The following is a 26,238-nucleotide window of genomic DNA, read 5'->3' on the forward strand; positions in this document are numbered from 1 at the left end:
CGGGCGGCGACGTTCAGTGGAACTTCAGCCGTTCCGGAGGGAAACCCTCCGCCCCGCGTACGTCCGTCCCGCCGTAGAGGTGGACGACGAGGTCCGGGAGCCCGCGCAGGGGCGCCAGGTCCACTGTGCCGCAGGCGCTGAGGGAGAGCGTCCGAAGCCGGCCCAGCTCGGCGATGCGCTGCTCGGTACCCGGCGGGAGTACGCAGTCCGACAGGAAGAGGCTGGACAGGCGGGGGAACCGGAGGAGTTCCTCCGCCTCGAACTCCTGTCGGTGGATCATCTGGAGGAACTCCAGCTCCGGCACCCGGCCCATCTTCCGCAGGTACGCGCCCTGGGAGTCACCGGTGATGCTGAGCGCACTCAGGTCCGGCCAGCGGTCGAGGCCCTCCAGCGACATGGCCGCCGCCCCCTCGTAGAGCCACAGGCCGGTCAGGGGCTGCCGGACGGGCAGCTCACCCACCGCCCGGAACCGGCCCCCCGAGTCCAGGCCCAGTACCGTCAGCTCCGGCAGCTCGGCCAGGACGTCGAGGGATACCCCGCCGCTGCCCGCCAGGAAGAGGCTGTGCAGCGGGAGTCCGGCCACCGGACCGAGGTCGTGCACGGCCGGGCAGGACTGCAGGCTGAGGTGCTCCAGCCCGCGCAGGGCGGCCAGCGGCCGCACGTCGGTCAGCTCGGGGGAGTTCAGGACGTAGAGCATCCGCAGGTCGGTCCGGGCGGCCAGTGCGGCCGGGATCCGGGAGACCTCGAACAGCCGCAGCCTCCTGAAGTGCGTGAGGTCCTCCAGGCTGGTGAGCTGCTCAGCGGTGCGGAAGGAGATCAGGGCTTCCTCGGCCACGACGTCGGCGAGCACGCTGTCGGCATAGGTCCGGGTGTCGAAGCGCCCCCAGGCCTCGTCCAGCTCCTGGAGCGCCAGCGGCCCCTGCTCGTGGCGGAACCGGCGCACCACCGACAGCGCCCGGTCTCCTCCGACCAGAGCGGCGGTCCGGATGGTGGCCGCCGTCTCCGGGTCGCCGAGTCCTTCGTCCGGGCCGGGCAGGAGCTCGAGTACCAGCTCGCCGGCCTTGGCCAGCTCGGCCGCCTGGGACGGGTCGCGCGGCGGCAGCAGTTCCGCCGTGCGGGACTGGATCTCGCCGCGCAGGGCCGGGTCCAGTTCCGGGGCGTGTTCCAGGCAGGCGGCAGCCAGGAGCACCAGCCGGCTCCTCGCCCCCTTGACCTTGTCGGCGCGCTTCAGGAGGCCCCGGAGGATGCGGACGCGTTCGTCCGGGCGGGCGTGGCCCACCGCCATGCGGACCACGTCGTCCCAGGTGTCGTCCTGGGCGTTCCTCACCAGCACGCCGAAGTCCCGCGACTCCACCGCCGCCTTGGCTCCCAGGTAGTCCTGGAAGGTGCGGTGCACGAAGTCCACCGAGCCCTTCACCGGCTCCCGCAGCAGCCCGCTGCGGACCAGCAGGTGCGCGAAGACCTGCTCCGCGCCGCCCTGCTCCCGGACCTGCGGCATGGCCTCCAGCCACTGCCCCACCAGCTCGACGGCCTCCTCCCGGCCCGCCTCCACCTGGCCGTTGCGGATCAGCCAGTACGCGAACCGCTGGAGCAGCAGGACCTGTTCGTCCCGGGTGAGGTGGACGCCCTCGACCCCGCTGATCTCCCGTTCCGTGTCCCGGCGGACCAGCAGCATGTCCAGGGCCGCGTCGTACAGCTCCTTCCGCGCACGTGGCAGCCGCATCCGCCGGTCCCGGTTCAGGGCGCACAGCAGCGCGCACATCAGTGGGTTCGTCGCCAGCCGGCCCAGGTCCCTGCGGGCGGATACCGCCTCCCGCAGGGAGGCTTCGTACGGGCCGAGGGCCTCGCCCGGGTACTCCACGGCGGCGGCCCGGTGCCAGTGTCCGATGAACGCCCCGACGTCCTCGCGCTCCATCGGCAGCAGCGAGTGCGGTACGAAGCCCTCCCGGGCGAGCCAGTCCTCCGGGACGGCCGAAGGGCGGGTGGTGACCGCGTAACGGGCGTCCGGGAACGCGGAGACGAGCCCGCGCAGCCAGCTCTCCGTACGGCCGCGCAGCCGCTGTGGGACCTCGTCCACCCCGTCCACCAGGACCAGGGCCCGGCCGCTCAGCATCAGCTCCTCGGCCCAGCCGGCCGGTGCTGACAGCGGCACGCCGCACCTCTCGAGGAAGTCCTCCGGCCGGGGCAGGACCTCGGCGGTGGTGAAGGAGCGCAGGCGCAGCACGAACGGAACGCGGGTGCTCTGCCGGGCGGCGTTCACGGCGAGCCACTGCAGGAGCGTGCTCTTGCCCGAGCCGGCGGGCCCCCGCAGCAGGACGCGGTCCGCCTCGCCGAGCGCCTGTTCCGCCCGGACCGGCGTACGGTGCCCGCCCGGCTCGCCCGGCAGCGGCGGATGCTGCTCCCCGCTGACGGCGAGGCTGATGTAGGCCAGGTCCAGCGGCCACTCCTCGCGGGCGCGGCCGGTCGTCAGGCCGAAGAGCTGGAGCCGGCCGTGGGTGTCGGCCACCCAGCGCGCGTACCGCTCCTCGAAGGCGTACGCCGCCGCCCCGCCTGCGGGCCGCGCGAGCCTGTCCACCGACCGCTGCAACGCGCCGGCACGGCGTACGAGTTCCACCTCGGCCCGCGCCCCGAACGACGGCAGGGTGGTCAGGTACTCGACGGTGTGGACGCACGCCAGCCGGATCAGGTCCCGGGCCAGTGCCTCGGCCGCCGCGCCCAGGCCCGCGGCCGGGGGTACGGGCACCTTCGCCGCCAGCTCCGCCGGGTCCAGGTCCGCCGCGAAGAGGGCGTCGGCGTCCAGCCGCCCCAGCGCGGCGAAGGCGTCGGCCACCGCCTCGAGCGCCGCCAGCCGTTCGTGCTCCGGCAGGCGGGCGGCGGCCGCGTCCAGCCGTGGCGCCAGTCCCTGTGCGAGGCGGCGCAGTTCCGGTGTGCCGAGTTCCGCGGGCCGGCGCCAGCGCGGAGCCGGTCGCACCGCGTCGTCGGCGAGGCCCGCGCCGGGCACCTGCCCGACCCTCGCCCTCCACAGCGACCCCGCCGCGGTGGTCGCCGCCCTTAACGCGGCCGTTTCGAGTCCTGCCATGCGCCCTCCCCCTTGTACCCGGGGTAACCCCGTCGGATACTGATCGGTAACAACCCCTGGCGGCAGCCCGGAACCCGCCCTAAGGTGCGCCCATGCCAAATCTGCCCGATGTCGTGCTGTGGTCCATACCCGCCTTCGTGCTGCTCACCGTCATCGAGGTGGTCAGCTACCGGCTCCATCCCGACGAGGACGCCGCCGGCTACGACGCCAAGGACGCGGTCACCAGCGTCACCATGGGGCTCGGCAGCATCGGCTTCGACCTGCTGTGGAAGATCCCGGTCGTCGCCGTCTTCACCGCCGTCTACGAACTGACCCCGCTGCGCGTGCCGTTCCTGTGGTGGACCGCCCTGCTGATGCTGCTCGTGCAGGACTTCCTCTACTACTGGCAGCACCGGCTCCACCACGTCATCCGCATCCTGTGGGCCTGCCACGTGGTCCACCACAGCAGCCGCAGGTTCAACCTCACCACCGCCCTGCGCCAGCCGTGGACCAGCGCGACCACCTGGTGGTTCTACCTGCCGATGGTCGCCCTCGGGGTGCACCCGGCGGCGATCCCGTTCTGCTACGGCATCAACCTGCTCTACCAGTTCTGGGTGCACACCGAGCGCATCGGGAAGCTGCCGAGGCCCTACGAGTACGTCTTCAACACCCCCTCCCACCACCGCGTCCACCACGCCTCCCAAGGCGGCTACCTGGACCGCAACTTCGGCGGCATCCTGATCGTCTGGGACCGGATGTTCGGGTCCTGGGTGGGGGAGACCGAGCGGCCCGTCTACGGGCTCACCAAGAACATCGACACCCACAACCCGCTGCGCGTCGCCACCCACGAGTACGCCGCCATCGCCCGCGACGTGCGCGCCGCCGACAGCTGGCGCGAGCGCGCCGGGCGGGTGTTCCGGGGCCCCGGCTGGCAGCCGGCGGCCAAGCGCGCCGGTGCCGCGCGGGCCGCCGCCCCCGCTCCCGCCGCGAAGGCGCCGGAGCGCGCCGCGTGAGCGCCGCCGGGACGCGTACGCCCTCCCGGGCGGCGCGGCCGGTGGCCGCCGGACGCGCCGGACGCGTCCTGCTCGCCGCCTTCGGCGCGGCGGCCGCCGCCGACCTCGGCTCGCTGCTGGCCGACTGGCACCCCGGGCACGTCCTCGCCAAGCCGCTGCTGATGCCGCTGCTGGCGGGGTACGCGCTGACCCGCGGCGCGCCCCGCCCGCTGGTCGCCGCCCTGCTCTTCGGCTGGGGCGGGGACCTCGCCCTGCTCTTCGACGCCGAGCCCGCCTTCCTCGTCGGCATGGGCTCCTTCGCCCTCGGGCACGTCTGCTACCTGCTCCTCTTCGGCCGCGGCCGGACCGGCCCCGCGCTCGGGGGCGCGTACGCCCTCGCGCTCGCCGGGACCGTCGCGCTTCTGTGGCCGGACCTGCCGGCGGACCTGCGGATCCCCGTCGCCGGGTACAGCCTGCTGCTCACCGCCATGGCCTACCGCTCCAGCGCGCTCGGCCGCGCGGCGGGCGCCGGCGGGGCGCTGTTCCTGCTGTCCGACACCCTCATCGCCACCGGGGTCGCCGGGTGGCCCCAGCTCCCGCGGCCCGACTTCTGGATCATGGCGACCTACCTCGCCGCCCAGTACCTGCTGGCCCTGGGCGCGATCACCAGGGGGCGGGCGTACCGTAGGGAGGTCATACAAGACTCAACCACTTGATCCGGAGGGCTGCACCACCATGCGCGCCACCGTCATCCACGCCCCGCACGACATCCGCGTGGAGGAGGTGCCCGACGCCGCGATCCGGCGCCCCGAGGACGCCGTCGTCCGCGTCCTGCGCGCCTGCATCTGCGGCAGCGACCTCTGGGCCTACCGCGGCGAGGCCGCCCGTCAGCCCGGCCAGCGCATCGGCCACGAGTTCCTCGGCGTCGTCGAGGAGACCGGACCGGCCGTCTCCGGCCTGCGCGCCGGTGACCTCGTCGTCGCCCCGTTCATGTGGTCCGACGGCACCTGCGACTACTGCACCGAGGGCCTGTACACCTCCTGCCCCCACGGCGGCTTCTGGGGCTCCGTCGGTCACGACGGCGGCCAGGGCGAGGCCGTCCGTGTCCCGCACGCCGACGGCACCCTCGTGAAACTGCCCGCCGAGGCCGTCTCGGACGACCACCTGCTGACCGGCCTGCTCGCGCTCTCCGACGTCATGGGCACCGGCCACCACGCCGCGCTGGGCGCCGGTGTCCGCGCGGGCTCCACCGTGGCCGTCGTCGGTGACGGCGCGGTCGGACTGTGCGGCGTCCTCGCGGCCAAGCGGCTCGGCGCCGAGCGGATCATCGCACTGGGCCGCCACAGCGCCCGTACGGACATCGCGAAGGTCTTCGGGGCCACCGAGGTGGTCGCCGAGCGCGGTGAGGCCGCCGAGGCCGCCGTGCGCGAGCTGACCCGGGGCCAGGGCGCGCACGCCGTCATCGAGGCGGTCGGCACCGAGCAGTCCATGCGCACCGCCGTGAACATCACCCGCGACGGCGGCGCCATCGGCTACGTCGGCGTCCCGCACGGCAGCGGCACCGGCCTCGACCTCGGCGTGATGTTCGACCGCAACATCACCCTGCGCGGGGGCGTGGCACCGGTCCGGGCCTACATCCCCGAGCTGCTGGAGGACGTGCTGAGCGGCGCCATCGACCCGTCGCCCGTCTTCGACCGGGCGGTGTCCCTGGACGAGGTCCCGGACGGCTACCGCGCGATGGACGACCGCAGCGCGCTGAAGGTCCTGATCAAGCCCTGAACCGGCGGGCGCGGACGGCCGGGCGGGGCCGGACGGGCCGGGCGGGGGAAAGCGAAGGGGCCGGGCGGGGAACACCCCGCCCGGCCCCTCACGCGTGCGCCGTTACTTGACGGCCTTGAGCGCGTCGACCACGCCCGAGCCGTAGTACGCCGTCTGGCCCCACTTGGTGGTGCAGGTGGTGGCGTCGATCAGGTTGCCGGTGCCGTCGTAGACCTTCTCCGGGCAGGCCGTCTTCGTGGCCTGGGCCTTCAGCATGGCCTGGAGCTGGGACGGCGTGGCCGTCGGGTGCGCGCTCTTCAGCAGCGCCGCGACGCCCGCCACGTGCGGGGAGGCCATCGAGGTGCCCTGCTTGTAGCCGTATCCGCCGGGGACGGTCGACAGCACGCGGCCGTTGGCGTCCGGGGTGGCGGGGACCTGCCACTTGTCGCCGCCCGGGGCGGCCACGTCGACGACGCCCAGGCCGTAGCTGGAGTAGTACGACTTGAAGCCCTTGTCACCGGTCGCGCTCACGGTGACCACGCCCGGCAGCTGGGTGGGCAGGTCCAGGCAGACCTTCGGGTCGATCGTGCGCGGGCCCGGGGTGGAGTCGTTCGGGCTGGAGTCGTCGAGGATCGAGTCCGCGGCCAGGTCGTGGTTGGAGTTGCCGGCCGAGGCGACGTGGAGCACGCCCTTGCGCTCGGCGTACTTGGTGGCCCGGCCGAGGGCCTCCACCAGCGCCTTCTGGTCGTCGTCCGCCTTGCAGTTGTAGAGCCACGGGTCGACGTAGTAGCTGTTGTTGGTCACCTCGATCCCCTTCTCGGCGGCGAACATGAAGCCGCACAGGACCGCCTCGGTGTAGAAGAGGCCGCTCCCGGGCTCGCTGACCTTGATCCCGGCGACCTTCGCGCCCGGCGCGACACCGCTGATGCCCACGCCGTTGCGGGCGGCGGCTATGGTGCCGGCCACGTGGGTGCCGTGGTCGCTGCCGTCCGCGTACGGGCGCCAGGCGCCCTCACTGGTGTCGGCGACACCGCCGACACAGTTGGCCGACTGCTCCTTGGAGAAGTTGGCCGCCAAGTCGGGGTGAGTGTCGTCCACACCCGTGTCGATGACGCCGACGGTGACGTCCGGGCTGCCATCGTTGATCTTGTGCGCCGCGTCGGCCTTGATCGCCCGCAGGTCCCACTGGTTGGACTCCAGGGGCTCCTGGCCCGGCTCGGCCTGCGCCGCCGCGTTGGCGGCGGCCTCCGCGCTCAGCCGCTGGGTCGTGCCCTCATCGGTGGTCTGCACCGGCTGGAGGGGGGCCGTGCGGGTGGCGCCGACCGAGACGAAGAGGCCGCGCTGCGCCCGCAGCTGCTTGGCGAAGTCCGGGTTCTCGGAATGCGCGACGATGACCCCGATCTGCTCGTGGGCGATCACCACCGTCCCACCGGCCCGCTCGATGGCCTTCTTCGCCGCCGTCGCCGTGGCGTACACGTTCAGGTTCGCCACGTAGGACAGCTTCGGGCCGGTGGCGGCGGTCTTCGAGGCCGTCACCGAGTCCGCCGTGGTGCCCAGCGGCGCCGCCGAGGCGGCCACCGAGGGCAGGAAGGCGAGCGAGGCCGTGAGCGCCAGGCCGACCGGAACGGCGAGAGCTCGCCGGCGGCCGTGTCCCAGATGAGCCATGGGTTCTCCACATCATCCGTCAAAAAGCCGTCCGCACGCGGTCGCGCGGGACGGGTTCATGACAGGCGAACCTAGCGCCGACGTTCCTGTTTGCGCCATGCGTTCGAGAAAGAAGTTCTGGAAGCAGCGGTGGATGTTGAACCGTCCCGGCACGCCGGCCGTGCCGTTGACAGGGGGGATCAGCACCACCGTCCCCCCACACGGAGGTTGATTTGTCCGTCGTCCCCACCGCACCCGCGTCACAAGGAGAACCCCCCGTGACCACCGAAGCAGCGCCGCCGCCCGGCGGCGCGGGACCGGCCCGCCCGTCGGCCGAAGAGTTCACGCGCGTCCAGCAGAGCCCCGAATTCGCCGAACTGCGCGGGTCGTACCGGTCGTTCGCCTTCCCGCTCACCGTGGCCTTCATCGCCTGGTACCTGCTCTACGTCCTGCTGTCCAGCTACGCGGGCGGCTTCATGGGGATCAGGCTCTTCGGCAACATCAACGTCGCCCTGGTCCTCGGCGTCGCCCAGTTCCTGACGACCTTCCTGATCGCCTGGCTGTACTCGCGGCACGCCGCCGCCAGGCTCGACCCCAAGGCCGAGGCCATCAAGGAACGCATGGAGGCCGGAGCATGACCACGAGCACGAGCGCGGTCCCCGCGATGACGGCCGCCGCCGGGGCGAGCGAGCACCGTCCGCTGATCATCACCCTCTTCGGGCTGTTCGTCGTCGCCACCCTCATCATCACCGTCTGGGCCGGCCGCCAGACCAAGGACGCCGCCGACTTCTACGCGGGCGGCCGCCAGTTCACCGGGTTCCAGAACGGCCTGGCCATCTCCGGCGACTACATGTCCGCCGCGTCCTTCCTCGGCATCGCCGGGGCCATCGCGCTCTTCGGCTACGACGGCTTCCTGTACTCCATCGGCTTCCTCGTGGCCTGGCTGGTGGCCCTGCTGCTCGTCGCCGAGCCGCTGCGCAACTCCGGCCGCTACACGATGGGCGACGTCCTCGCGTACCGGATGCGCCAGCGGCCCGTCCGCACGGCCGCCGGCACCTCCACCATCGTGGTCTCGATCTTCTACCTGCTCGCCCAGATGGCCGGCGCCGGCGTGCTCGTCTCGCTCCTCCTGGGCATCACCAGCGACGGAGGCAAGGTCGCCGTCGTCGCCCTGGTCGGCCTGCTGATGATCGTCTACGTCACGATCGGCGGGATGAAGGGCACCACCTGGGTCCAGATGGTCAAGGCGGTCCTCCTCATCGCGGGCGCCCTGCTCATCACCTTCCTGGTGCTGCTGGAGTTCGACTTCAACATCTCCGCCCTGCTGGGCCAGGCCGCCGAGAACAGCGGCCAGGGCACCAAGTTCCTCGAGCCCGGGCTCAAGTACGGCAAGGACGGGCTGACGAAGCTGGACTTCATCTCCCTCGGCCTCGCCCTCGTCCTCGGCACCGCCGGCCTGCCGCACATCCTGATCCGCTTCTACACGGTCCCCACCGCCAAGGCCGCCCGCAAGTCCGTGAACTGGGCCATCGGCATCATCGGCGCCTTCTACCTGATGACGATCGCCCTCGGCTTCGGGGCCGCGGCCCTGCTCGAGCGGGCCGACATCCTGGCCTCCAACAAGGCCGGCAACACCGCCGCGCCGCTCCTCGCCCAGGAGATCGGCGGCGGTGCGGACTCCACCGGCGGCGCGGTCCTGCTCGCGGTGATCTCGGCGGTGGCCTTCGCCACCATCCTCGCCGTGGTCGCGGGCCTGACCCTGGCCTCCTCGTCGTCGTTCGCGCACGACATCTACGTGAACGTCATCCGCAGGGGACAGGCCACGGAGAAGGAGGAGGTGCGCGCCGCCCGCTGGTCCACCGTGGTCATCGGCGCCGTCGCCATCTTCCTCGGAGCCCTCGCCCGCGACATGAACGTCGCCGGCCTGGTCGCCCTCGCCTTCGCGGTCGCCGCCTCCGCCAACCTCCCGACCATCCTCTACAGCCTCTTCTGGAAGCGCTTCACCACCCAGGGCGCGCTGTGGTCGATCTACGGCGGGCTGATCTCGGCGGTCGGGCTCGTCCTCTTCTCGCCGGTCGTCTCCGGCAAGCCCACCTCGATGTTCAAGGACGCCGACTTCTACTGGTTCCCCCTGGAGAACCCGGGGATCATCTCCATCCCCCTCGGCTTCCTCCTGGGGTGGCTGGGAACCGTCCTCTCCAAGGAAGAGGCCGACCCGCAGAAGTTCGCCGAACTCGAGGTGCGCTCCCTCACCGGCACCGGAGCCCACTGACCGGCGGCTCCCCGAGACCGTACGAACACCGTGCGTGGCCGCGTCGTACTTCCCTACGACGCGGCCTCGTTACGTATCGTTCATTCGGGCATCCCTCCCTGACACACGGGTCGCGTACGCTCGAGCCATAGAACCTCTAGAACCGGACAGGGGAGGGGGCCCACAGTGCTTCTCGACACGTACGGCCGCGTGGCCACTGACCTGCGCGTCTCACTCACCGACCGGTGCAACCTGCGGTGTACCTACTGCATGCCCGAGGAGGGCCTGCAGTGGCTGGGGAAGTCCGATCTGCTCAGTGACGACGAGATCGTCCGGCTGATCCGCATCGCCGTGACGAGCCTCGGCATCACCGAGGTCCGTTTCACCGGCGGGGAGCCGCTGCTGCGGCCCGGCCTGGTCGGGATCGTGGAACGGTGCGCGGCCCTCGAGCCCCGCCCCAGGATGTCCCTGACGACCAACGGCATCGGCCTCAAGCGCACCGCCCAGGCCCTCAAGGCCGCCGGCCTGGACAGGGTGAACGTTTCCCTGGACACCCTGCGGCCCGAGGTCTTCAAGACGCTCACCCGCCGCGACCGCCACCACGACGTCATCGACGGCATGGCGGCCGCCCGCGAGGCCGGCCTGACCCCCGTCAAGGTCAACGCCGTCCTGATGCCGGGGCTGAACGACGACGAGGCGCCCGACCTGCTCGCCTGGGCCGTGGAGAACGAGTACGAGCTCCGCTTCATCGAGCAGATGCCGCTGGACGCCCAGCACGGCTGGAAGCGCGAGGGCATGATCACCGCCGGGGACATCCTGGAGTCCCTGCGCACCCGCTTCACCCTCACCGAGGAGGGCGCCGAGGAGCGCGGCTCGGCCCCGGCCGAGCGCTGGCTGGTCGACGGCGGCCCGGCCACCGTCGGGGTCATCGCCTCCGTCACCCGCCCGTTCTGCGGCGCCTGCGACCGCACCCGGCTCACCGCCGACGGCCAGGTCCGGACGTGCCTGTTCGCCACCGAGGAGTCGGACCTGCGGTCCGCGCTGCGCTCGGGCGCCCCGGACGAGGAGATCGCCCGCCTGTGGAAGGTGGCGATGTGGGGCAAGAAGGCCGGGTCCGGACTCGACGACCCGTCGTTCCTCCAGCCCGACCGTCCCATGTCGGCGATCGGCGGCTGACGCCTCCCGGTGCCCCCGCCGAGACCGTCTAGCGCTCGCGCTCGGACCCCTCGGGCTGGACCCACTCCTCCAGCCGCACGACGTCCTTGAGGAAGCCGCGGACGCCCAGGAACTGGGACAGGTGTTCGCGGTGTTCCCCGCACGCCAGCCAGGTCTTGCGGCGCTCCGGCGCGTGCAGCTTCGGGTTGTTCCACGCCAGGACCCATACGGCCGCGTCGCGGCAGCCCTTGGCGGAGCAGGTCGGGGTTTCGGGAGAAGTCACGGGCCCAACCCTAGAACGGAAGGTCGACGCCGGGCAGCCACGGGGGGAGCTGCCCGGCGTCGGTCCGTCGCTCCGACGGGGGATGCGGAGCGCGTAGGCAGTATGTCACGCACGACCCGGTGCGGTGCACCGGAACTTCATGATTGATCTGAGCTTTTATTGAGGTTTCCCGGCTCCAGTGCGGGGCGCACAGGGGCGGGCACGAAGTGCGAGGGCAGCGAGGGCGTCGATTCGCGCCCCGCGTTGGCGATGACGACGGCGATGTACGGCAGCAGCAGCCCGGCGGCCAGCGTCACGACGGCCACATGGCGCTCCACGTTCCACAGGATGACCGTGGCCACCACCGACAGGGTCCGGATCCCCATCGAGATGACGTACCGGCGCTGGCGCCCCCGTACGTCCTCGGCCAGGCCCATGCGGGCTCCCGTGATCCGGAAGACCTCGGGTCCGTTCCGTTTCGTCCGCTGCATGCTCCACCACCCGATCAGCCCGCCGGACGCTCCCGGTCCGGACCACTCCACGGTACGCCGCCGGCGCCCGCGGGGAGGAGAGGGGGTGTCCCCCGAACGGCAGTGCCCGAAATGCGCCGTACGCCGGAGGGGCCGAGACTGGGCCCACATGCGCACAACGCGCCACGAGGAGGCTCGACATGCAATGGTTGTGGGCGATCATCGTCGGTTTCGTGCTGGGCCTCATCGCCCGGGCCGTCCTGCCCGGCAAGCAGCACCAGCCCCTCTGGCTGACCACCATCTTCGGCATCGTCGGCGCGATCCTGGGCAACGCCGTCTCGCGGTGGATCGGCGTCGAGGACACCAAGGGCATCGACTGGATCCGGCACCTGCTCCAGCTCGCCGGAGCCGTCGTCATCGTCGGCCTCGGCGACATGATCTACATGGCCCTCCGGGGCGGCAGGCGCCACACCGTCTGACGGCGGCGGCACGGCCGGGGGGCCGGTGCGGACGACGGAGTCCGCACCGGCCCCCCGGCCGTGTCCGCGCGCTCAGGCGCCGGTGACCTCCACCGCGGCCAGGTTCTTCTTGCCGCGGCGCAGCACCAGCCAGCGCCCGTGCAGCAGGTCCTCCGGGGCGGGGACCGCGTCCTCGGCGGTGACCTTCGCGTTGTTCACGTAGGCGCCGCCCTCCTTCACCGTCCGCCGGGCCGCCGACTTGCTGGCGACCAGGCCCGTCTCGGCGAACAGGTCCACGACCGGGCCCAGCCCGGTGACCCGGGCGTGCGGCAGCTCGGAGAGGGCCGCGGCCAGCGTGGCCTCGTCCAGCTCCGCGAGCTCGCCCTGGCCGAACAGCGCCTTCGACGCGGCGATCACGGCGGCGCACTGGTCCGCGCCGTGCACCAGCGTGGTCAGCTCCTCCGCCAGCGCCCGCTGGGCGGCCCGCGCCTGCGGACGCTCCGCGGTCTGCGCCTCCAGCTCCTCCAGCTCCTCGCGGGACCTGAAGGACAGGATCCGCATGTAGGTGGAGATGTCCCGGTCGTCCACGTTCAGCCAGAACTGGTAGAACGCGTACGGGGTGGTCATCTCCGGGTCCAGCCAGACGGCCCCGCTCTCGGACTTGCCGAACTTGGTGCCGTCCGCCTTCACCATCAGCGGGGTCGCCACCGCGTGCACGTGCGCGCCCGGCTCCACCCGGTGGATCAGGTCGAGGCCCGCCGTCAGGTTGCCCCACTGGTCGGAGCCGCCCTGCTGGAGGGTGCAGCCGTAGCGGCGGTACAGCTCCAGGAAGTCCATGCCCTGGAGCAGCTGGTAGCTGAACTCCGTGTAGCTGATGCCCTGCTCGGAGTCCAGCCGCTTGGCGACCGAGTCCTTCGTCAGCATCTTGTTGACGCGGAAGTGCTTGCCGATGTCCCGCAGGAACTCGATGGCGGACAGGCCCGCCGTCCAGTCCAGGTTGTTCACCATGACCGCCGCGTTCTCGCCCTCGAAGGACAGGAACGGCTCGATCTGCGTGCGCAGCCGGTTCACCCAGTTCGCGACCGTCTCCGGGTCGTTCAGGGTGCGCTCCGCCGTGGGGCGCGGGTCACCGATCTGGCCGGTGGCCCCGCCGACCAGCGCCAGCGGCCGGTGCCCGGCCTGCTGGAGCCGGCGCACGGTGAGCACCTGCACCAGGTGCCCCACGTGCAGGGAGGCCGCGGTCGGGTCGAAGCCGCAATAGAACGTGACCGGACCGTCCGCGAAGGCCTTGCGCAGCGCTTCTTCGTCAGTGGACTGGGCGAACAGCCCGCGCCACTTCAGTTCGTCGACGATGTCCGTCACGGTCTCTCGACTCCTTGCGAAATGTGGAAATGCCGAGTTCAGTCTAGGTGGATCAGACGCCCTTGCTGACCGAACTCATGTGGAAGTCCGGGATGCGGACAGGAGGCATCGCGGCCCGCGTGAACCAGTCGCCCCACTCGCGCGGAAGGGTCTTCTCGGTCCGCCCCGCCTCCGTGGCCCGCGACAGCAGGTCCACCGGCGACTCGTTGAACCGGAAGTTGTTGACCTCGCCCGTGACCTGTCCGTTCTCCACCAGGTACACCCCGTCGCGGGTCAGGCCCGTGAGGAGCAGCGTGGCCGGGTCGACCTCGCGGATGTACCAGAGGCAGGTCAGCAGCAGACCCCGCTCGGTGCCCGCCACCATCTCCTCCAGGGACTTCTCGCCGCCCCCGTCCAGGATCAGGTTCCCGAAGGCCGGGGAGAGCGGCAGCCCGGTCAGCGCGGAGCTGTGCCGGGTCGTGGTCAGCCGCGCCAGTTCCCCCTCGCGGATCCATTCCGTCGCGGGGACGGGCAGGCCGTTGTCGAAGACCGACGCGTCGTCGCCCGAACTGTGCGCGATCACGAACGGCGCGGACTCCAGGCCGGGCGCGTTCGGATCGCTGCGCAGGGTCAGCGGCAGCCGCGAGAGCCGCTCGCCGATCCGGGTGCCGCCGCCGGGCCGGGAGAAGACCGTCCGGCCCTCCGCCGCGTCCCGGGCCGCCGCCGACCACATCTGGTAGATCAGCAGGTCGGCCACCGCGGTCGGCGGCAGCAGGGTCTCGTACCGGCCGGCGGGCAGCTCGACCTTCCGCTCCGCCCAGCCCAGGCGTACGGCGAGCTCCGCGTCCAGGGCGGTCGGATCCACGTCCTTGAAGTCGCGCGTGGCCCGGCCCGCCCAGGCCGAACGCAGCCGGTCGGGGGACTTGGCGTTGAGCTCCAGGGTGCCGTTCGGCTGGTCGTGGCGCAGCCGCAGCCCGGCCGAGGTGCCGATGTACGTGGAGGTCATCTCGTGGTTCGCGAAGCCGTACAGCTCGCGGCCGCCCGCCCGGGCCCGGGCGAAGGCCTCGCCGAGGGCCGGGGCGAAGTCGGCGAACACCGCCGAGGAGGTCTCGTCCGGCGCGTCGGTGAAGTCCGGGGAGGCCGGGGTCCCGGTCACCAGCGGCTGCGCGTCCTCGGCGGGCCCGGCCGCGCGCGCGGCCGCCTCGGCGGCCCGTACCAGCGGCTCCAGCTCGGCGGCGGTGACGGCGGAGCGCGAGACGACCCCCGAAGCCGTGCCCTCGGTGCCGTCGACGGTGGCGATGACCGTCAGGGTGCGGCCGCGGGTGACCCCGTTGGTGGTGAGCGCGTTGCCGGCCCAGCGCAGGTTGGCGCTGGACTCCTCGTCCGCGATGACGACGCAGCCGTCGGCGGTGGACAGCTCCAGGGCCCGCTCGACGATCTCGTGGGGCTTCGTGCGGTTCGGCGACATCAGCGTCCTGCCTCCTGGGTGGTGTTCAAGATGTTCACGTCGCGGAACAGGGCCGACGGGCAGCCGTGCGAGACCGCCGCGACCTGGCCCGGCTGGGCCTTGCCGCAGTTGAAGGCGCCGCCCAGGACGTAGGTCTGCGGGCCGCCGACCTTCTCCATGGAGCCCCAGAACTCGGTGGTCGTGGCCTGGTACGCGACGTCGCGCAGCTGCCCGGCCAGCCGGCCGTTCTCGATCCGGAAGAAGCGCTGCCCGGTGAACTGGAAGTTGTAGCGCTGCATGTCGATGGACCAGGAGCGGTCGCCGACCACGTAGATCCCTCGCTCCACCCCGCCGATCAGGTCCTCGGTGGAGAGGCCGCCCGGATCCGGCCGGAGCGAGACGTTCGCCATCCGCTGCACCGGCACGTGCCCGGGGGAGTCGGCGTAGGCGCAGCCGTTGGAGCGGCCGAGGCCGGTCAGCCTGGCGATGCGCCGGTCGGTCTGGTAGCCGGTCAGGACGCCGTCCCTGACCAGGTCCCAGCTCTGCGCCTCGACGCCCTCGTCGTCGTAGCCGATGGTGGCCAGGCCGTGCTCGGCGGTGCGGTCCCCGGTCACGTTCATGATCGAGGAGCCGTACTTGAGCGTGCCCAGCTGGTCGAAGGTGGCGAAGGAGGTCCCCGCGTACGCCGCCTCGTAGCCCAGCGCCCGGTCGAGTTCGGTGGCGTGGCCGATGGACTCGTGGATGGTGAGCCACAGGTTGGACGGGTCCACGACCAGGTCGTAGCGCCCGGCCTCGACGCCGGGGGCCCGCATCTTCTCCGCGAGGAGGGCGGGGATCTGCTCCAGCTCGGCGTCCCAGTCCCACCCGGTGCCGGTCAGGTACTCCCAGCCGCGCCCGGCGGGCGGGGCGATGGTGCGCATGGAGTCGAACTCGCCGGTGGTGCCGTTGACGGCGACCGCGGTGAGCTGGGGGTGCAGGCGCACCCGCTGCTGGGTGGTGGTGGTGCCCGCGGTGTCGGCGTAGAACTTGTTCTCGTGGACGGCGAGCAGCGAGGCGTCGACGTGCGCGACGCCCTCGGCCGCCAGCAGCCGCGCGCTCCAGTCGGCGAGCAGGGCCGACTTCTCCGCGTCCGGCACCTCGAAGGGGTTCACGTCGTAGGCGGAGATCCAGGTCTTGTCCGCGTGTACCGGCTCCTCGGCCAGCTCCACCCGCTCGTCCGAGCCGGCGGCCTTGATCACCTGGGCCGACAGCTTCGCCATGGCCACGGCCTGCGAGGCCACCTTGGCCGCTCCGTCCATGGTCAGGTCCACGCCGGAGGCGAAGCCCCAGCTGCCGCCGTGCACCACCCGGACCGCGTAACCGAGGTCGGTGGTGTCGGAGCCGCCGGAGGGCTTGGCGTCGCGCAGCCGCCAGGAGGCGCTGCGGATCCGCTCGAGCCGGAAGTCGGCGTGGTCGGCGCCCAGCGCGCGCGCCCGGGCGAGTGCCGCGTCGGCGAGAGCCCGCAGGGGCAGCGCGGTGAAAGCCGCGTCGATGGAATGGGGCACGGGAGTCCTCCCGGGGTCGGGGCCGGTCGCCCCGATCATGTCGCGCCCGGAGCCACTGTGCCTACCGCTTTCTGTAGGGACTCGACAGAGCCCGTCGCGCGGCCCTGTCGGAGCCCGATTCTCCGGATGACCGGCCCGGCCTATAGGTTTTTGCCATTCAGACCGCTAGGGAAAGGGTGATCCGTTGAGCCGCTCGGTTCTCGTCACCGGAGGAAACCGGGGCATCGGCCTCGCCATCGCCCGAGCCTTCGCAGAGGCCGGCGACAAGGTCGCCATCACGTACCGCTCGGGTGAGCCCCCCCAGGAGCTCACCTCGCTCGGTGTGCTGGCGGTGCGCTGCGACATCACCGATTCCGAGCAGGTGGAGCAGGCCTACAAGGAGATCGAGGAGAAGCACGGCAACGTCGAGGTGCTGGTGGCCAACGCCGGCATCACCAAGGACACGCTGCTGATGCGGATGTCGGAGGAGGACTTCGCGTCCGTCGTCGACACCAACCTCACCGGCACCTTCCGGGTGGTCAAGCGAGCCAACCGCGGCATGCTCCGGGCCAAGAAGGGCCGCGTCGTCCTGATCTCCTCGGTCGTCGGCCTGCTGGGCTCGGCCGGCCAGGCCAACTACGCCGCCTCCAAGGCGGCCCTGGTGGGCTTCGCCCGCTCGCTCGCCCGCGAGCTGGGCTCCCGCAACATCACCTTCAACGTGGTCGCCCCCGGCTTCGTGGACACCGACATGACGAAGGTGCTCACCGACGAGCAGCGCGCGGCCATCGTGGCGAACGTGCCGCTCGCGCGCTACGCGCGGCCCGAGGAGATCGCGGCGGCCGTCAGCTTCCTGGCGTCCGACGACGCCGCGTACATCACAGGAGCCGTCATTCCCGTTGACGGCGGATTGGGCATGGGTCACTGATCACCATGAGCGGAATTCTCGAGGGCAAGCGCATCCTCATCACCGGGGTGCTGATGGAGTCGTCCATCGCTTTCCACACCGCCAGGCTGGCCCAGGAGCAGGGCGCCGAGGTCATCCTCACGGCGTTCCCGCGGCCGACGCTGACCGAGCGCATCGCCAGGAAGCTGCCGAAGCCGGTCAAGGTGATCGAGCTCGACGTCACCAACGACGAGCACCTGGGCCGTCTGGAGCAGCTCGTCCGTGACGAGCTCGGCGGCCTCGACGGGGTCGTGCACTCCATCGGCTTCGCCCCGCAGGACGCCCTCGGCGGCAACTTCCTGAACACCCCGTTCGAGTCGGTGGCCACCGCCATGCACGTCTCGGCGTTCTCGCTGAAGTCGCTGACCATGGCCTGCAAGCCGCTGTTCCCGGCGGAGGGCGCGGCCGTCGTCGGCCTCACCTTCGACGCGCAGTACGCCTGGCCGCAGTACGACTGGATGGGCCCGGCCAAGGCCGCCCTGGAGGCCACCAGCCGCTACCTCGCCCGTGACCTGGGCAAGGAGAACATCCGCTGCAACCTGGTCTCGGCCGGTCCGATCGGCTCGATGGCCGCCAAGTCCATCCCGGGCTTCTCGGAGCTGGCGGACGTCTGGAACTCCCGCTCGATGCTGGAGTGGGACATGAGCGACCCGGAGCCGGCGGGCAAGGGCGTCGTGGCCCTGCTGTCGGACTGGTTCCCGAAGACCACCGGCGAGATCGTCCACGTGGACGGCGGCCTGCACGCGATGGGTGCCTGATCCCGGGACCCTCCCCCGTACGGCGGTGGCCGCGCCTTCCTCCCGGCAGGCGCGGCCACCGCCGTTCGCGTGCGCGGAGCCGGGCCGGAGGGGGCCGTCGGGCGGCCGCCCGTGACCGGATGTCCGGGCCCGGCCGGGTCATCCCGAGTCGAGAACCGGTACAGATGCCTGCAAAATGACCATGCCGGGATCTTCCCGGTGTGTGCGGGGAGGAGGTCCGGGCATGCGCGCGAGGCCGAGCCGAGCGGTATCGCTGCTGGTCACCTCGGTGGTCCTGACCGGTCTCCTGGGTCCCGGCGCCCTCGCCCAGCCCGGTGTACGGGAACCCGCGCCCGGCCCCGAAGCGGGCGCCCCGGCCGTGGTGGACCTCGAGGACATCCCCGCCGAGCCACCCGTACGGCCCGCCCGGCCGCCCGCGGGGGAACTCTTCGGCTCCGACTGCGACACCGAGATCACCGGCTCGACGGTGGTGGCCTCCTGCCACAACGCCTACCCGCGGACCGACCTGCTCCGCCTCCACGTGGAGTGCGAGCGCTGGTGGGACCTGGACGCGGACGGCGCCCTCGTCCCCCTCGACCCGGCCGGGCGCACCCGGCTCGCGGGCCGCTGCTGGAAGGAGGTCCGCACGGCCTGGGTGAGCCACCAGCGCACCCCCTGAGCGCGCCCCGCGGGCCCGGACCCCAGGGGCCGCGGGGGCTTCAGGGGCCGTACGGGCTTCAGGACGGCGCGCCCTTGCCCAGGCAGGCGAAGGGGTAGCCCGCGGCCTCCGCCGCGGCCGTGTCCGCGTCCCCGCGCCGGATCGCCTCGATCAGGCGGGCGTGGTCCAGGTGGTCCGCCGGATCGAGCTCGGTGCCGACGTCCGTCCGCAGCCAGTCCGCGACGAGGTCGCCGAGGTCGGCGTACAGCCCGGTCAGCACCTCGTTGTGCGAGGCCGTCACCACCGCCATGTGCAGGCTCACGTCCGCCGCCACGAACAGCTCCGCGTCCCCGCTCTCCCACGCCTCCTCGCGCCGCGCCAGCAGCGCGTCCAGCTGGACGAGGTCCCGCTCGGTCCGCCGCTCCGCCGCCAGCCGGGCCGCCGCGGACTCCAGCGTGGAGCGCAGCTCCGCGACGTGCCGCGGGTCGGCCCCGGCGAAACGCCGGTGCATCACCCCGGCCAGCTCGCTGGTGGCGAGCACGTACGTCCCCGAACCCTGGCGGATGTCGAGGAGCCCGTTGTGCGCGAGGGCGCGGACCGCCTCCCGCACGGTGTTGCGGGCGACGCCCAGCAGCTCCACCAGTGCGGGCTCGGTGGGGATCCGGCTCCCGACCGGCCACTCGCCGGAGGTGATCTGGTTCTTCAGCTGGGCGATCACCTGATCGACGAGCGCGGAGCGCCGGGGCGAGGTCAGCGGCATGGCGGGTGGAACCCCCTCGGGGTCGGCTGGAGCGGGCCGGGCGGGACGGACGGTCCCGTGCGGGACTGCCCCGGACCGCCCGCGACTGGACAACCAATCATCCCATGATTCTATGATGGCGGGATGCGTGACGAAGACATCCAGACCGTGAACCGCCCGGCGGTCGCGGACGGCGGCCCCGCCCGGCCCGCCCCCGCCCCGCCCGAAGCCGCCCCCGCGTGGCTGGGCCCGGTGCTCATCGTCGGGATCGTGCTGGCCGCCCTCAACCTGCGGCCCGCCATCACCAGCCTCGGCGCCCTCTTCGAGGAGGCCCGCACCGGCCTCCACATGAGCGGCACCGTCGCCGGGCTCATCACCTCGGTCCCCGCCCTCTGCTTCGCCGTCTTCGGCGTCACCGCGCCCCGGCTCTCGTGCCGCTTCGGCCCGGCCGCGGTCGTCTGCGCCGGCATGGCCGCCGTCGCCGCCGGCCTGCTGGTCCGCCCCTTCGCGGACAGCGCCGCCGGGTTCCTCGCCGCCAGTGCCCTGTCCCTGGCCGGCATCGCCCTGACCAACGTGCTGCTCCCGGTGATCGTCAAGCGCTACTTCCCGGACCGCGTCGGCACCATGACCGGCCTCTACTCCATGGCCCTGGCCGCCGGCACCTCCCTCGCCGCCGCCGCGACCGTCCCGCTGACCGACGCCCTCGGCGGCAGCTGGCGCACCGGCCTGCTGATCTGGGCCGGCCTCGCCGTGGCCGCCGTACTGCCCTGGCTGCCCGTCGCCGCCGCGGGCCGCCGGGAGCGGGCCGCCGCGCCCGCCGCCGCGACCGCCGCGACCGGCCCCTCCGTCGTCCGCAGCCGCACCGCCTGGGCCCTCGCCTGCTACTTCGGCCTCCAGGCCACCGGCGCCTACGTCACCATGGGCTGGCTCCCGCAGATCTTCCGCGACGCGGGCGTCTCCGCCTCCACCGCCGGCGTCCTGCTCGCCGTCACCATGGTCATGGGCGTCCCCCTGGCCTTCGTCATCCCCGGCCTCGCCGGACGCATGCGCAACCAGGGCCCGATCGCCGCCGTCCTCGGCGTCTTCGGCCTCGTCGGCTACCTCGGGCTCTACCTCGCCCCCGCCGCCGGGGCCTGGGCCTGGGCGCTGCTGCTCGGCATCTCCAACTGCGCCTTCCCCCTCGTCATCACGATGATCGGGCTGCGCGCCAAGTCCCCGGCCGGAGTCGTCAAGCTCTCCGCGTTCGCCCAGAGCACCGGTTACCTCATCTCCATCCCGGGCCCCCTGGTCATCGGCACCCTCTACCAGCACAGCGGCGGCTGGGACCTTCCGCTGTCCCTGATGGCGGGCCTCCTCGTCCCCCAGGTCGCCCTCGGTCTCCTCGCGGGCCGGGACCGCACGATCGAGGACGAATGCGGCGTGCGAGACTGAACGGCATGTCGCCCGTACTCGAACCCAACCCGCAGAACGGTCACCGGAAGCTCGGCCTCGTGCTCGGCGCGATGCTGCTGGTGTCCGTGATCATCGCCGTCATCGCGACCGTCGCCTCCCCGTGACACCGGGGACCGGGGGGCATGGTGGGGACAACCCCACCCTCCCCTAGGGGGCCAGGCTCAGGGTCGACTGGGGTGCGCCCCGGATGGGAACCGCTGCTCCGGATCCATAGATTCGAAGGAGAGCGAGCCCGTCCCACCCGCACACACACGGAGGCGGCCATGTCGGCCCCCACACACGCGTCCGGCCCCCGCACCAGCGCCCCCGGCACCCGGCTGCACTGGTGGACACTGGCGCTGCCCGCCCTCGCGTTCGGCCTCCTCCTGCTCCTCCTCGCCGGGTCCGGCCAGGCACACGCCGCCGCCGGAGAGGGGTCCGCCCTGGTCCAGGTCACCCACCAGCTGCTGCGCGCCGTCGGCTGACCCGTGCGCGGGACACGTCCCACCGCGGGGGGAAGGCCCCCCCAACACCCTGCGCCCGGCAGCCCGTTTCGTGCGAAGCTGGGAGCCATGAGCGCCGACACACCCCGCAGGATCGCCCTCCTCCGGCACGCCAAGGCCGACTGGCCGCCGGTGTCCGACCACGACCGCCCGCTGGCGGAACGCGGCCGCAAGGACGCGCCCGCCGTCGGACTGAAGCTGGCCGAGACCGGCATCGCCTTCGACCTGGCCCTCTGTTCCACCGCCGCCCGCACCCGGGAGACCTGGAAGCTCGCCGTCCAGGAACTGCCGACCCGGCCGAAGACCGTGTACGAGGAGCGGCTCTACGAGGCCTCGCCGGGCGAGCTCATCGCCCTGCTGAACGAGACCCCCGACGAGGTGTCCGATCTCCTCCTCGTCGGCCACAACCCCGGCATGCACGCCCTCGCCGACGGCCTGTGCGGACGCGCCGAGGGCGACGCCCTGTCACGGATGACCCGTACGGGCTTCCCGACCGCCGCGCTGGCCATCGTGTCCTTCACCGGCCCGTGGAAGTCCCTCGAACTCGGGGCGTGCACCCTGCTGGACTACTGGACGCCCAAGGAGCACTGAGCCCGGGGCCGCACGGCCCGGGCACCACGCGAGGACGTACGCCCGGCCGGAGACGATCCGGCCGGGCGTACGGGGTGACGGCGGGTGTAGGGCCTCAGGCCAGGTTCGCCGCCTCCACTTCCTCGCGCGTGACGCCGAGCAGGTACAGCACCGCGTCCAGGAAGGGCACGTTCACGGCGGTGTGGGCGGCCTCGCGGACCACCGGCTTGGCGTTGAAGGCGACGCCCAGTCCGGCCGCGTTCAGCATGTCCAGGTCATTGGCGCCGTCACCGATCGCCACCGTCTGCGACAGCGGCACCCCGGCCTCCTCCGCGAAGCGGCGCAGCAGCCGGGCCTTGCCCGCCCGGTCCACGATCTCGCCGGTGACCTTGCCGGTCAGCTTCCCGTCGACGATCTCCAGCGTGTTGGCCGAGGCGAAGTCCAGCCCCAGCCGCTCCCGCAGGTCGTCCGTCACCTGGGTGAACCCGCCCGAGACCACGCCCACCTGGTAGCCCAGCATCTTCAGGGTCCGGATCAGGGTCCGCGCGCCCGGCGTCAGCCGCACCTCCGAGCGGACCTTGTCCACCACCGACGCGTCCAGCCCCGCCAGCAGCGCGACCCGGGCGTGCAGGGACTGCTCGAAGTCCAGCTCGCCGCGCATGGCGCGCTCGGTCACCTCGGCCACCTCGGCCTCGCAGCCCGCGTGCGCGGCGAAGAGCTCGATGACCTCGTCCTGGATCAGGGTCGAGTCCACGTCCATGACCACGAGCCGCTGCGCCCGGCGGTGCAGCCCGGCCGAGACCACGGCCACGTCGACACCGATCTGCGCGGCGGTGGTGGCCAGGGCGGTGCGCAGCGGCTCCGTCTCGACGCCGGACACGGCGAACTCGACCGCCGTGACCGGGTACTTCGCGAGCCGGAAGATACGGTCGATGTTGCCGCCGGCCGCGGTGATCCGGGCGGCGATGGTCGCCGTCGACTCGGCGGTGAGGGGGTGCCCGAGGACCGTGACGTGGGAGCGGCCGCTGCCGCGCGGCCGGTTGTCACCGGTACCGGAGATGATCTCCGCCTGCAGCTTGAGCGACTCGGCCCAGCTGTGCACGGTGGCGCGCAGCCCGCCCTCGGAGCCGGCGGCGGGCTTGGTGACGAGGGCGCACAGGACGATGCGGCCGCGGGTGACGACCTGCTCGATGTCGACGACATCGACGGAGTAGGCGGCGAGGGTGTCGAACAGCCCGGCGGTGATCCCGGGACGGTCCTTGCCGAAGATCTTGACGAGGAGGGTGGGGACGTCGGAGGTCTGCGAAGCGCTCATGGTGCTCCCACCGTATCTTCCCGCCCCCCGGCCCCGGACCCCCGTCCCATCCTTCAGACGCCGCGCCCCAGCCGTCCCGGCCTCCGCCGGCTCCCGCCTCCCGCCCCCGGCCGCGCCCCCGCTCCCGGGCGGACGGCCGAAGCGGCGACGGGGAACCGGCGGGGCCCGGCCGAACGCGGGTGAGAAGTCCCGTATCGCACTCTCCGGGTGCCTTTCGCCCCCGTCGGCGGGCGTGCGGAGGGGCCGGCGGAAGGCCCCGATTCCACATGTGGCCCCAGGCCTGAAATAGTTCCCCCGGATGTTCGCCATCCCTAGACTCCCTGACGTCGTTCTCCCTGGACGCCAGGGGGATTCTCGGGGGACCTTAAGTGGGGCTGGAGTGCCGGAACTCGTACTGGAATTGAACGGAAGGACTTGGACGCTCGATCCGTCCAGGTCGTACTCGCTGGGGCGCGATCCCCAGGGAGACGTGGTGATCGACGATGCGCGGGTGTCGTGGCGGCACGCCACCATCGGCTGGAACGGCCGCGGTTGGGCCATCGAGGACCACGGCAGCACCAACGGTACCTACGTGCACGGCGCGCGGGTCCAGCAGACGGAGCTCGTGCCCGGTACGCCGGTGCACCTGGGCAACGCGACCGACGGCCCGCGGCTGAATTTCAGCGCGGCCGCCGCGGCGGCGCCGCAGCCGGCCTACCAGGCCCCGGCCGCGCAGGCACAGCAGCAGGCGCAGGCCCCGGCGTACCAGGCCCCGGTGCGGCAGCCGCAGCAGCAGCCCGCCTGGGACCAGCACCAGCAGCACCAGCAGCAGCACCAGCACCAGCAGCCGTACGTGCCGCCGCAGCAACAGGGCGGCGGCGGTCCCGCGCAGTCCGCGGCCCCGGGCCACAGCGACCACCGCAGCCCGACGACGTTCCACCAGATCGCCGTCGGCCGCGTCATGCGCATCGGCCGTGCCCTGGAGAACGAGCTCGTCGTCTCGGACCTCCAGGTCTCGCGCCACCACGCGGAGTTCCGCTCCACCGGCGGCCGCTTCGAGATCCACGACCTCGGCAGCCACAACGGCACCTACGTCAACGGCCAGCCGCTGCCCAAGTCCGGCACCGCGCTGCTCGGCCCGAACGACATCGTCGGTGTCGGCCACTCGACGTTCCGGATCGTCGGTGACCGGCTCGAGGAGTTCGTCGACACCGGTGACGTCTCCTTCTCGGCCCGTCACCTCACGGTCACCGTCGACGGCGGCAAGCAGATCCTGAAGGACGTCACCTTCGGCGTCCCGGAGAAGTCGCTCATCGGCGTCATCGGCCCCTCCGGCTCCGGCAAGTCGACGCTCCTGAAGGCGCTCACCGGCTACCGGCCCGCCGACCAGGGCGACGTCCTCTACGACAACCGCAACCTGTACAAGCAGTTCGCGGAACTCCGCCAGCGCATCGGCCTGGTCCCGCAGGACGACATCCTGCACAAGGAGCTGAAGGTCAGCACGGCCCTGAAGTACGCGGCCAAGCTGCGCTTCCCCGGCGACACCGCCGAGTCCGAGCGCGCCGCCCGCATCGACGAGGTGCTGCGCGAGCTCAAGCTCGACATCCACAAGGACAAGCGGATCACCTCGCTCTCCGGCGGCCAGCGCAAGCGCGTGTCCGTGGCCCTGGAGCTGCTGACCAAGCCCTCGCTGATCTTCCTGGACGAGCCGACCTCCGGCCTCGACCCGGGCATGGACCGCGACGTCATGCAGCTGCTGCGCGGCCTCGCCGACGACGGCCGCACGGTCCTCGTCGTCACCCACTCGGTCGCCGAGCTCGCCCTGTGCGACAAGCTGCTGGTGATGGCCCCGGGCGGGTCCGTCGCGTACTTCGGCCCGCCCGACGAGGCGCTGAACTTCTTCGGCTACACCACCTGGGCCGACGTGTTCTCCGCCTTTGAGAACTACCGCGACTACGACTGGGCCGGCCGCTGGAAGGGCTCGCAGCACTACCAGCTCTACGCCGCGGACCTCGACGCGGTCGCCCCGCAGCAGGTCGCGATGCCCTCGCCGCAGCAGATGAACCCGCCGAAGCCGCAGGGCTGGGGCTCGCAGCTGTGGACGCTGATGCGCCGCTACGTCTCGGTGATCGTCTCCGACAAGGGCTTCCTGGCCCTGATGCTGCTGATGCCCGCCGTCCTGGGCATCGTCTCCACGGTGATCCCCGCGAAGTTCGGCCTGGCCCCGCCGACCCCGCCGTCCCGCTTCAACGGCGACGCGGGAACGATCATGCTGATCCTCGCGGTCGGCATGTGCTTCTCGGGCGCGGCCAACTCGGTCCGTGAGCTGATCAAGGAACGCGTCATCTACGAGCGTGAGCGCGCGACCGGCCTGTCGCGGTCGGCGTACCTCATGTCGAAGGTGATCGTCCTCGGCGTGATCACGGTGATCCAGGGCGTGATCATCTGCGCCATCGCCTTCACCCCGCGCAAGCTGCCCGCCGAGGGCCTGTTCATGAGCCCGGCCGTCGAGCTGTGCGTCTCCGTCACCGCGCTCGGCTTCACCGCGATGATGTTCGGCCTCGTGATCTCCTCGCTGGTGAAGACCGCCGAGAAGACCATGCCGCTGCTCGTCATGTTCGCGATCGTCCAGGTCGTCTTCACCGGCGTCCTGTTCCAGCTGTACGACAAGATCGGCCTGGAGCAGTTCGCCTACCTGATGCCGTCCCGCTGGGCCATCGGCGCCGCCGGCACCACCCTGAACCTGGGCAGGCTCATGGCGCCGTGGGACCCGCAGAACCCCACCAACACCGACCCGCTGTGGGACCACACCACCGGCCAGTGGTTCCTGGACGTCTCCGTCCTGCTGCTGCTCGGCGTGATCTGCGGCTTCGCGGTCGCGCGCCTGCTGCGCCGCCACGAGCCCGAGGTCATGCGCAAGTAGCGGGCGCGGTCCCCCACCGCCACGCGGAACGCCTCAGGGCGGCACCCGGAACTCCGGGGGCCGCCCTGAGGCGCATGGGGG

General features: G+C 72.2%; 24 protein-coding genes. 15 read left to right on the forward strand and 9 right to left on the reverse strand.

All coding sequences use genetic code 11. The annotated features are described in order from the left end of the window. Positions 1–13 precede the first annotated feature (13 nt). Positions 14–3,079 carry an NACHT domain-containing protein gene (locus ACZ514_RS23935; RefSeq protein ID WP_469125606.1) on the reverse strand — a complete coding sequence of 1,022 codons (3,066 nt, stop codon included), beginning with the start codon at positions 3,077–3,079 and terminating at the stop codon, positions 14–16. A 92-nt stretch (positions 3,080–3,171) separates the two neighbouring features. Here ACZ514_RS23935 and ACZ514_RS23940 point away from each other — a divergent pair, with 92 nt between their 5' ends. Genes ACZ514_RS23940 through ACZ514_RS23950 form a run of 3 tightly spaced genes read left to right on the forward strand, consistent with a single transcriptional unit; the run spans position 3,172 to position 5,829 of the window. Beyond that, a complete protein-coding gene (locus ACZ514_RS23940; protein WP_469125607.1) occupies positions 3,172–4,071 on the forward strand; it encodes a sterol desaturase family protein in 900 nt (299 codons plus the stop codon). Continuing rightward, positions 4,068–4,766 carry a lysoplasmalogenase gene (locus ACZ514_RS23945; protein ID WP_469125608.1) on the forward strand — a complete coding sequence of 233 codons (699 nt, stop codon included), beginning with the start codon at positions 4,068–4,070 and terminating at the stop codon, positions 4,764–4,766. Before ACZ514_RS23940 ends, ACZ514_RS23945 begins: the two co-directional genes overlap by 4 nt. Before the next feature lie 19 nt (positions 4,767–4,785). Beyond that, entirely contained in the window at positions 4,786–5,829 is a 1,044-nt protein-coding gene (locus tag ACZ514_RS23950) for a zinc-dependent alcohol dehydrogenase family protein (RefSeq protein ID WP_469125609.1), read from the forward strand. 102 nt (positions 5,830–5,931) lie between these two features. Here the strand turns inward: ACZ514_RS23950 and ACZ514_RS23955 are convergent, their stop codons facing one another. Beyond that, positions 5,932–7,473 carry a S8 family peptidase gene (locus ACZ514_RS23955; protein WP_468167300.1) on the reverse strand — a complete coding sequence of 514 codons (1,542 nt, stop codon included), beginning with the start codon at positions 7,471–7,473 and terminating at the stop codon, positions 5,932–5,934. Positions 7,474–7,730: 257 nt separating this feature from the next. Here ACZ514_RS23955 and ACZ514_RS23960 point away from each other — a divergent pair, with 257 nt between their 5' ends. From ACZ514_RS23960 to moaA, 3 genes are all read left to right on the forward strand, one after another. Continuing rightward, on the forward strand, positions 7,731–8,090 hold the full coding sequence (locus ACZ514_RS23960; RefSeq protein ID WP_468167302.1) for a DUF485 domain-containing protein: 360 nt from the start codon (positions 7,731–7,733) through the stop codon (positions 8,088–8,090). Then, positions 8,087–9,724 carry a solute symporter family protein gene (locus ACZ514_RS23965; protein WP_468167304.1) on the forward strand — a complete coding sequence of 546 codons (1,638 nt, stop codon included), beginning with the start codon at positions 8,087–8,089 and terminating at the stop codon, positions 9,722–9,724. The genes ACZ514_RS23960 and ACZ514_RS23965 overlap by 4 nt, the downstream gene beginning before the upstream one ends. A gap of 165 nt (positions 9,725–9,889) precedes the next feature. Then, complete coding sequence (gene moaA / locus ACZ514_RS23970; protein WP_468167306.1) at positions 9,890–10,879, forward strand: GTP 3',8-cyclase MoaA; 990 nt, start codon at positions 9,890–9,892, stop codon at positions 10,877–10,879. A gap of 28 nt (positions 10,880–10,907) precedes the next feature. Here moaA and ACZ514_RS23975 read toward each other — a convergent pair whose 3' ends face one another. Further along, positions 10,908–11,141: a hypothetical protein gene (locus tag ACZ514_RS23975; RefSeq protein ID WP_468167308.1), complete on the reverse strand. Its 234-nt coding sequence runs from the start codon at positions 11,139–11,141 to the stop codon at positions 10,908–10,910. Positions 11,142–11,278: 137 nt separating this feature from the next. Next, positions 11,279–11,611, reverse strand: a complete 333-nt coding sequence (locus ACZ514_RS23980) for a DUF3099 domain-containing protein (protein ID WP_468167309.1) — start codon at positions 11,609–11,611, stop codon at positions 11,279–11,281. 179 nt (positions 11,612–11,790) lie between these two features. On the opposite strand from ACZ514_RS23980, the gene ACZ514_RS23985 reads away from it, so the two are divergent. Then, entirely contained in the window at positions 11,791–12,069 is a 279-nt protein-coding gene (locus tag ACZ514_RS23985) for a GlsB/YeaQ/YmgE family stress response membrane protein (RefSeq protein ID WP_468167311.1), read from the forward strand. Between the two features lie 72 nt (positions 12,070–12,141). On the opposite strand, the gene tyrS is transcribed toward ACZ514_RS23985, so the two are convergent. Genes tyrS through ACZ514_RS24000 form a run of 3 tightly spaced genes read right to left on the reverse strand, consistent with a single transcriptional unit; the run spans position 12,142 to position 16,380 of the window. After that, positions 12,142–13,410, reverse strand: a complete 1,269-nt coding sequence (tyrS, locus tag ACZ514_RS23990; protein WP_469125610.1) for a tyrosine--tRNA ligase — start codon at positions 13,408–13,410, stop codon at positions 12,142–12,144. A 52-nt stretch (positions 13,411–13,462) separates the two neighbouring features. Further along, complete coding sequence (locus tag ACZ514_RS23995) at positions 13,463–14,857, reverse strand: metallopeptidase TldD-related protein (RefSeq protein ID WP_468167315.1); 1,395 nt, start codon at positions 14,855–14,857, stop codon at positions 13,463–13,465. Next, complete coding sequence (locus ACZ514_RS24000) at positions 14,857–16,380, reverse strand: TldD/PmbA family protein (protein ID WP_468167317.1); 1,524 nt, start codon at positions 16,378–16,380, stop codon at positions 14,857–14,859. The genes ACZ514_RS23995 and ACZ514_RS24000 overlap by 1 nt, the downstream gene beginning before the upstream one ends. A gap of 184 nt (positions 16,381–16,564) precedes the next feature. Between ACZ514_RS24000 and fabG the strand changes: the two genes are divergently transcribed. The 3 genes from fabG to ACZ514_RS24015 all read left to right on the forward strand — a co-directional run bounded on the left by fabG (position 16,565) and on the right by ACZ514_RS24015 (position 18,718). After that, complete coding sequence (gene fabG / locus ACZ514_RS24005; RefSeq protein ID WP_388944685.1) at positions 16,565–17,284, forward strand: 3-oxoacyl-[acyl-carrier-protein] reductase; 720 nt, start codon at positions 16,565–16,567, stop codon at positions 17,282–17,284. 5 nt (positions 17,285–17,289) lie between these two features. Next, positions 17,290–18,060 (forward strand): enoyl-ACP reductase FabI, encoded by a 771-nt coding sequence (gene fabI / locus ACZ514_RS24010; protein WP_468167319.1) that lies wholly within the window; start codon positions 17,290–17,292, stop codon positions 18,058–18,060. Positions 18,061–18,283: 223 nt separating this feature from the next. After that, the gene (locus ACZ514_RS24015) at positions 18,284–18,718 is read left to right on the forward strand and encodes a hypothetical protein (protein ID WP_468167320.1); all 435 of its coding nucleotides are present in this window, start codon (positions 18,284–18,286) and stop codon (positions 18,716–18,718) included. Between the two features lie 58 nt (positions 18,719–18,776). On the opposite strand, the gene ACZ514_RS24020 is transcribed toward ACZ514_RS24015, so the two are convergent. After that, positions 18,777–19,457 (reverse strand): FadR/GntR family transcriptional regulator, encoded by a 681-nt coding sequence (locus ACZ514_RS24020; RefSeq protein ID WP_469125611.1) that lies wholly within the window; start codon positions 19,455–19,457, stop codon positions 18,777–18,779. A 123-nt stretch (positions 19,458–19,580) separates the two neighbouring features. Here ACZ514_RS24020 and ACZ514_RS24025 point away from each other — a divergent pair, with 123 nt between their 5' ends. The 4 genes from ACZ514_RS24025 (at position 19,581) to ACZ514_RS24040 (ending at position 21,961) form a co-directional block, all read left to right on the forward strand. Beyond that, the gene (locus ACZ514_RS24025; protein ID WP_469125612.1) at positions 19,581–20,867 is read left to right on the forward strand and encodes a CynX/NimT family MFS transporter; all 1,287 of its coding nucleotides are present in this window, start codon (positions 19,581–19,583) and stop codon (positions 20,865–20,867) included. A 5-nt stretch (positions 20,868–20,872) separates the two neighbouring features. Further along, the gene (locus ACZ514_RS24030) at positions 20,873–20,992 is read left to right on the forward strand and encodes an SGM_5486 family transporter-associated protein (RefSeq protein WP_468167323.1); all 120 of its coding nucleotides are present in this window, start codon (positions 20,873–20,875) and stop codon (positions 20,990–20,992) included. 159 nt (positions 20,993–21,151) lie between these two features. Next, positions 21,152–21,352 carry a hypothetical protein gene (locus tag ACZ514_RS24035; RefSeq protein ID WP_468167325.1) on the forward strand — a complete coding sequence of 67 codons (201 nt, stop codon included), beginning with the start codon at positions 21,152–21,154 and terminating at the stop codon, positions 21,350–21,352. A gap of 87 nt (positions 21,353–21,439) precedes the next feature. After that, the gene (locus ACZ514_RS24040) at positions 21,440–21,961 is read left to right on the forward strand and encodes a SixA phosphatase family protein (RefSeq protein WP_468167327.1); all 522 of its coding nucleotides are present in this window, start codon (positions 21,440–21,442) and stop codon (positions 21,959–21,961) included. Between the two features lie 94 nt (positions 21,962–22,055). On the opposite strand, the gene serB is transcribed toward ACZ514_RS24040, so the two are convergent. Beyond that, positions 22,056–23,255: a phosphoserine phosphatase SerB gene (gene serB / locus ACZ514_RS24045; protein WP_467896719.1), complete on the reverse strand. Its 1,200-nt coding sequence runs from the start codon at positions 23,253–23,255 to the stop codon at positions 22,056–22,058. A 379-nt stretch (positions 23,256–23,634) separates the two neighbouring features. Here serB and ACZ514_RS24050 point away from each other — a divergent pair, with 379 nt between their 5' ends. Continuing rightward, complete coding sequence (locus tag ACZ514_RS24050; protein WP_469125613.1) at positions 23,635–26,157, forward strand: ABC transporter ATP-binding protein/permease; 2,523 nt, start codon at positions 23,635–23,637, stop codon at positions 26,155–26,157. Positions 26,158–26,238 lie beyond the last annotated feature (81 nt).

It is taken from the genome of Streptomyces sp. NPDC034086, from assembly GCF_055575515.1.

What these genes read in the sequence shown, in the direction of transcription:
- ACZ514_RS24015 (WP_468167320.1), top strand. Translation starts at nt 18,284, where the DNA reads ATGCGCGCGAGGCCGAGCCGAGCGGTATCGCTGCTGGTCACCTCGGTG.
- ACZ514_RS24025 (WP_469125612.1), top strand. Translation starts at nt 19,581, where the DNA reads ATGCGTGACGAAGACATCCAGACCGTGAACCGCCCGGCGGTCGCGGAC.
- ACZ514_RS23995 (WP_468167315.1), bottom strand. Translation starts at nt 14,857, where the DNA reads ATGTCGCCGAACCGCACGAAGCCCCACGAGATCGTCGAGCGGGCCCTG.
- fabI (WP_468167319.1), top strand. Translation starts at nt 17,290, where the DNA reads ATGAGCGGAATTCTCGAGGGCAAGCGCATCCTCATCACCGGGGTGCTG.
- ACZ514_RS23980 (WP_468167309.1), bottom strand. Translation starts at nt 11,611, where the DNA reads ATGCAGCGGACGAAACGGAACGGACCCGAGGTCTTCCGGATCACGGGA.
- ACZ514_RS24020 (WP_469125611.1), bottom strand. Translation starts at nt 19,457, where the DNA reads ATGCCGCTGACCTCGCCCCGGCGCTCCGCGCTCGTCGATCAGGTGATC.
- ACZ514_RS23950 (WP_469125609.1), top strand. Translation starts at nt 4,786, where the DNA reads ATGCGCGCCACCGTCATCCACGCCCCGCACGACATCCGCGTGGAGGAG.
- ACZ514_RS23940 (WP_469125607.1), top strand. Translation starts at nt 3,172, where the DNA reads ATGCCAAATCTGCCCGATGTCGTGCTGTGGTCCATACCCGCCTTCGTG.
- ACZ514_RS23985 (WP_468167311.1), top strand. Translation starts at nt 11,791, where the DNA reads ATGCAATGGTTGTGGGCGATCATCGTCGGTTTCGTGCTGGGCCTCATC.
- ACZ514_RS24035 (WP_468167325.1), top strand. Translation starts at nt 21,152, where the DNA reads ATGTCGGCCCCCACACACGCGTCCGGCCCCCGCACCAGCGCCCCCGGC.
- ACZ514_RS23955 (WP_468167300.1), bottom strand. Translation starts at nt 7,473, where the DNA reads ATGGCTCATCTGGGACACGGCCGCCGGCGAGCTCTCGCCGTTCCGGTC.
- ACZ514_RS23965 (WP_468167304.1), top strand. Translation starts at nt 8,087, where the DNA reads ATGACCACGAGCACGAGCGCGGTCCCCGCGATGACGGCCGCCGCCGGG.
- ACZ514_RS23935 (WP_469125606.1), bottom strand. Translation starts at nt 3,079, where the DNA reads ATGGCAGGACTCGAAACGGCCGCGTTAAGGGCGGCGACCACCGCGGCG.
- ACZ514_RS24030 (WP_468167323.1), top strand. Translation starts at nt 20,873, where the DNA reads ATGTCGCCCGTACTCGAACCCAACCCGCAGAACGGTCACCGGAAGCTC.
- serB (WP_467896719.1), bottom strand. Translation starts at nt 23,255, where the DNA reads ATGAGCGCTTCGCAGACCTCCGACGTCCCCACCCTCCTCGTCAAGATC.
- ACZ514_RS24040 (WP_468167327.1), top strand. Translation starts at nt 21,440, where the DNA reads ATGAGCGCCGACACACCCCGCAGGATCGCCCTCCTCCGGCACGCCAAG.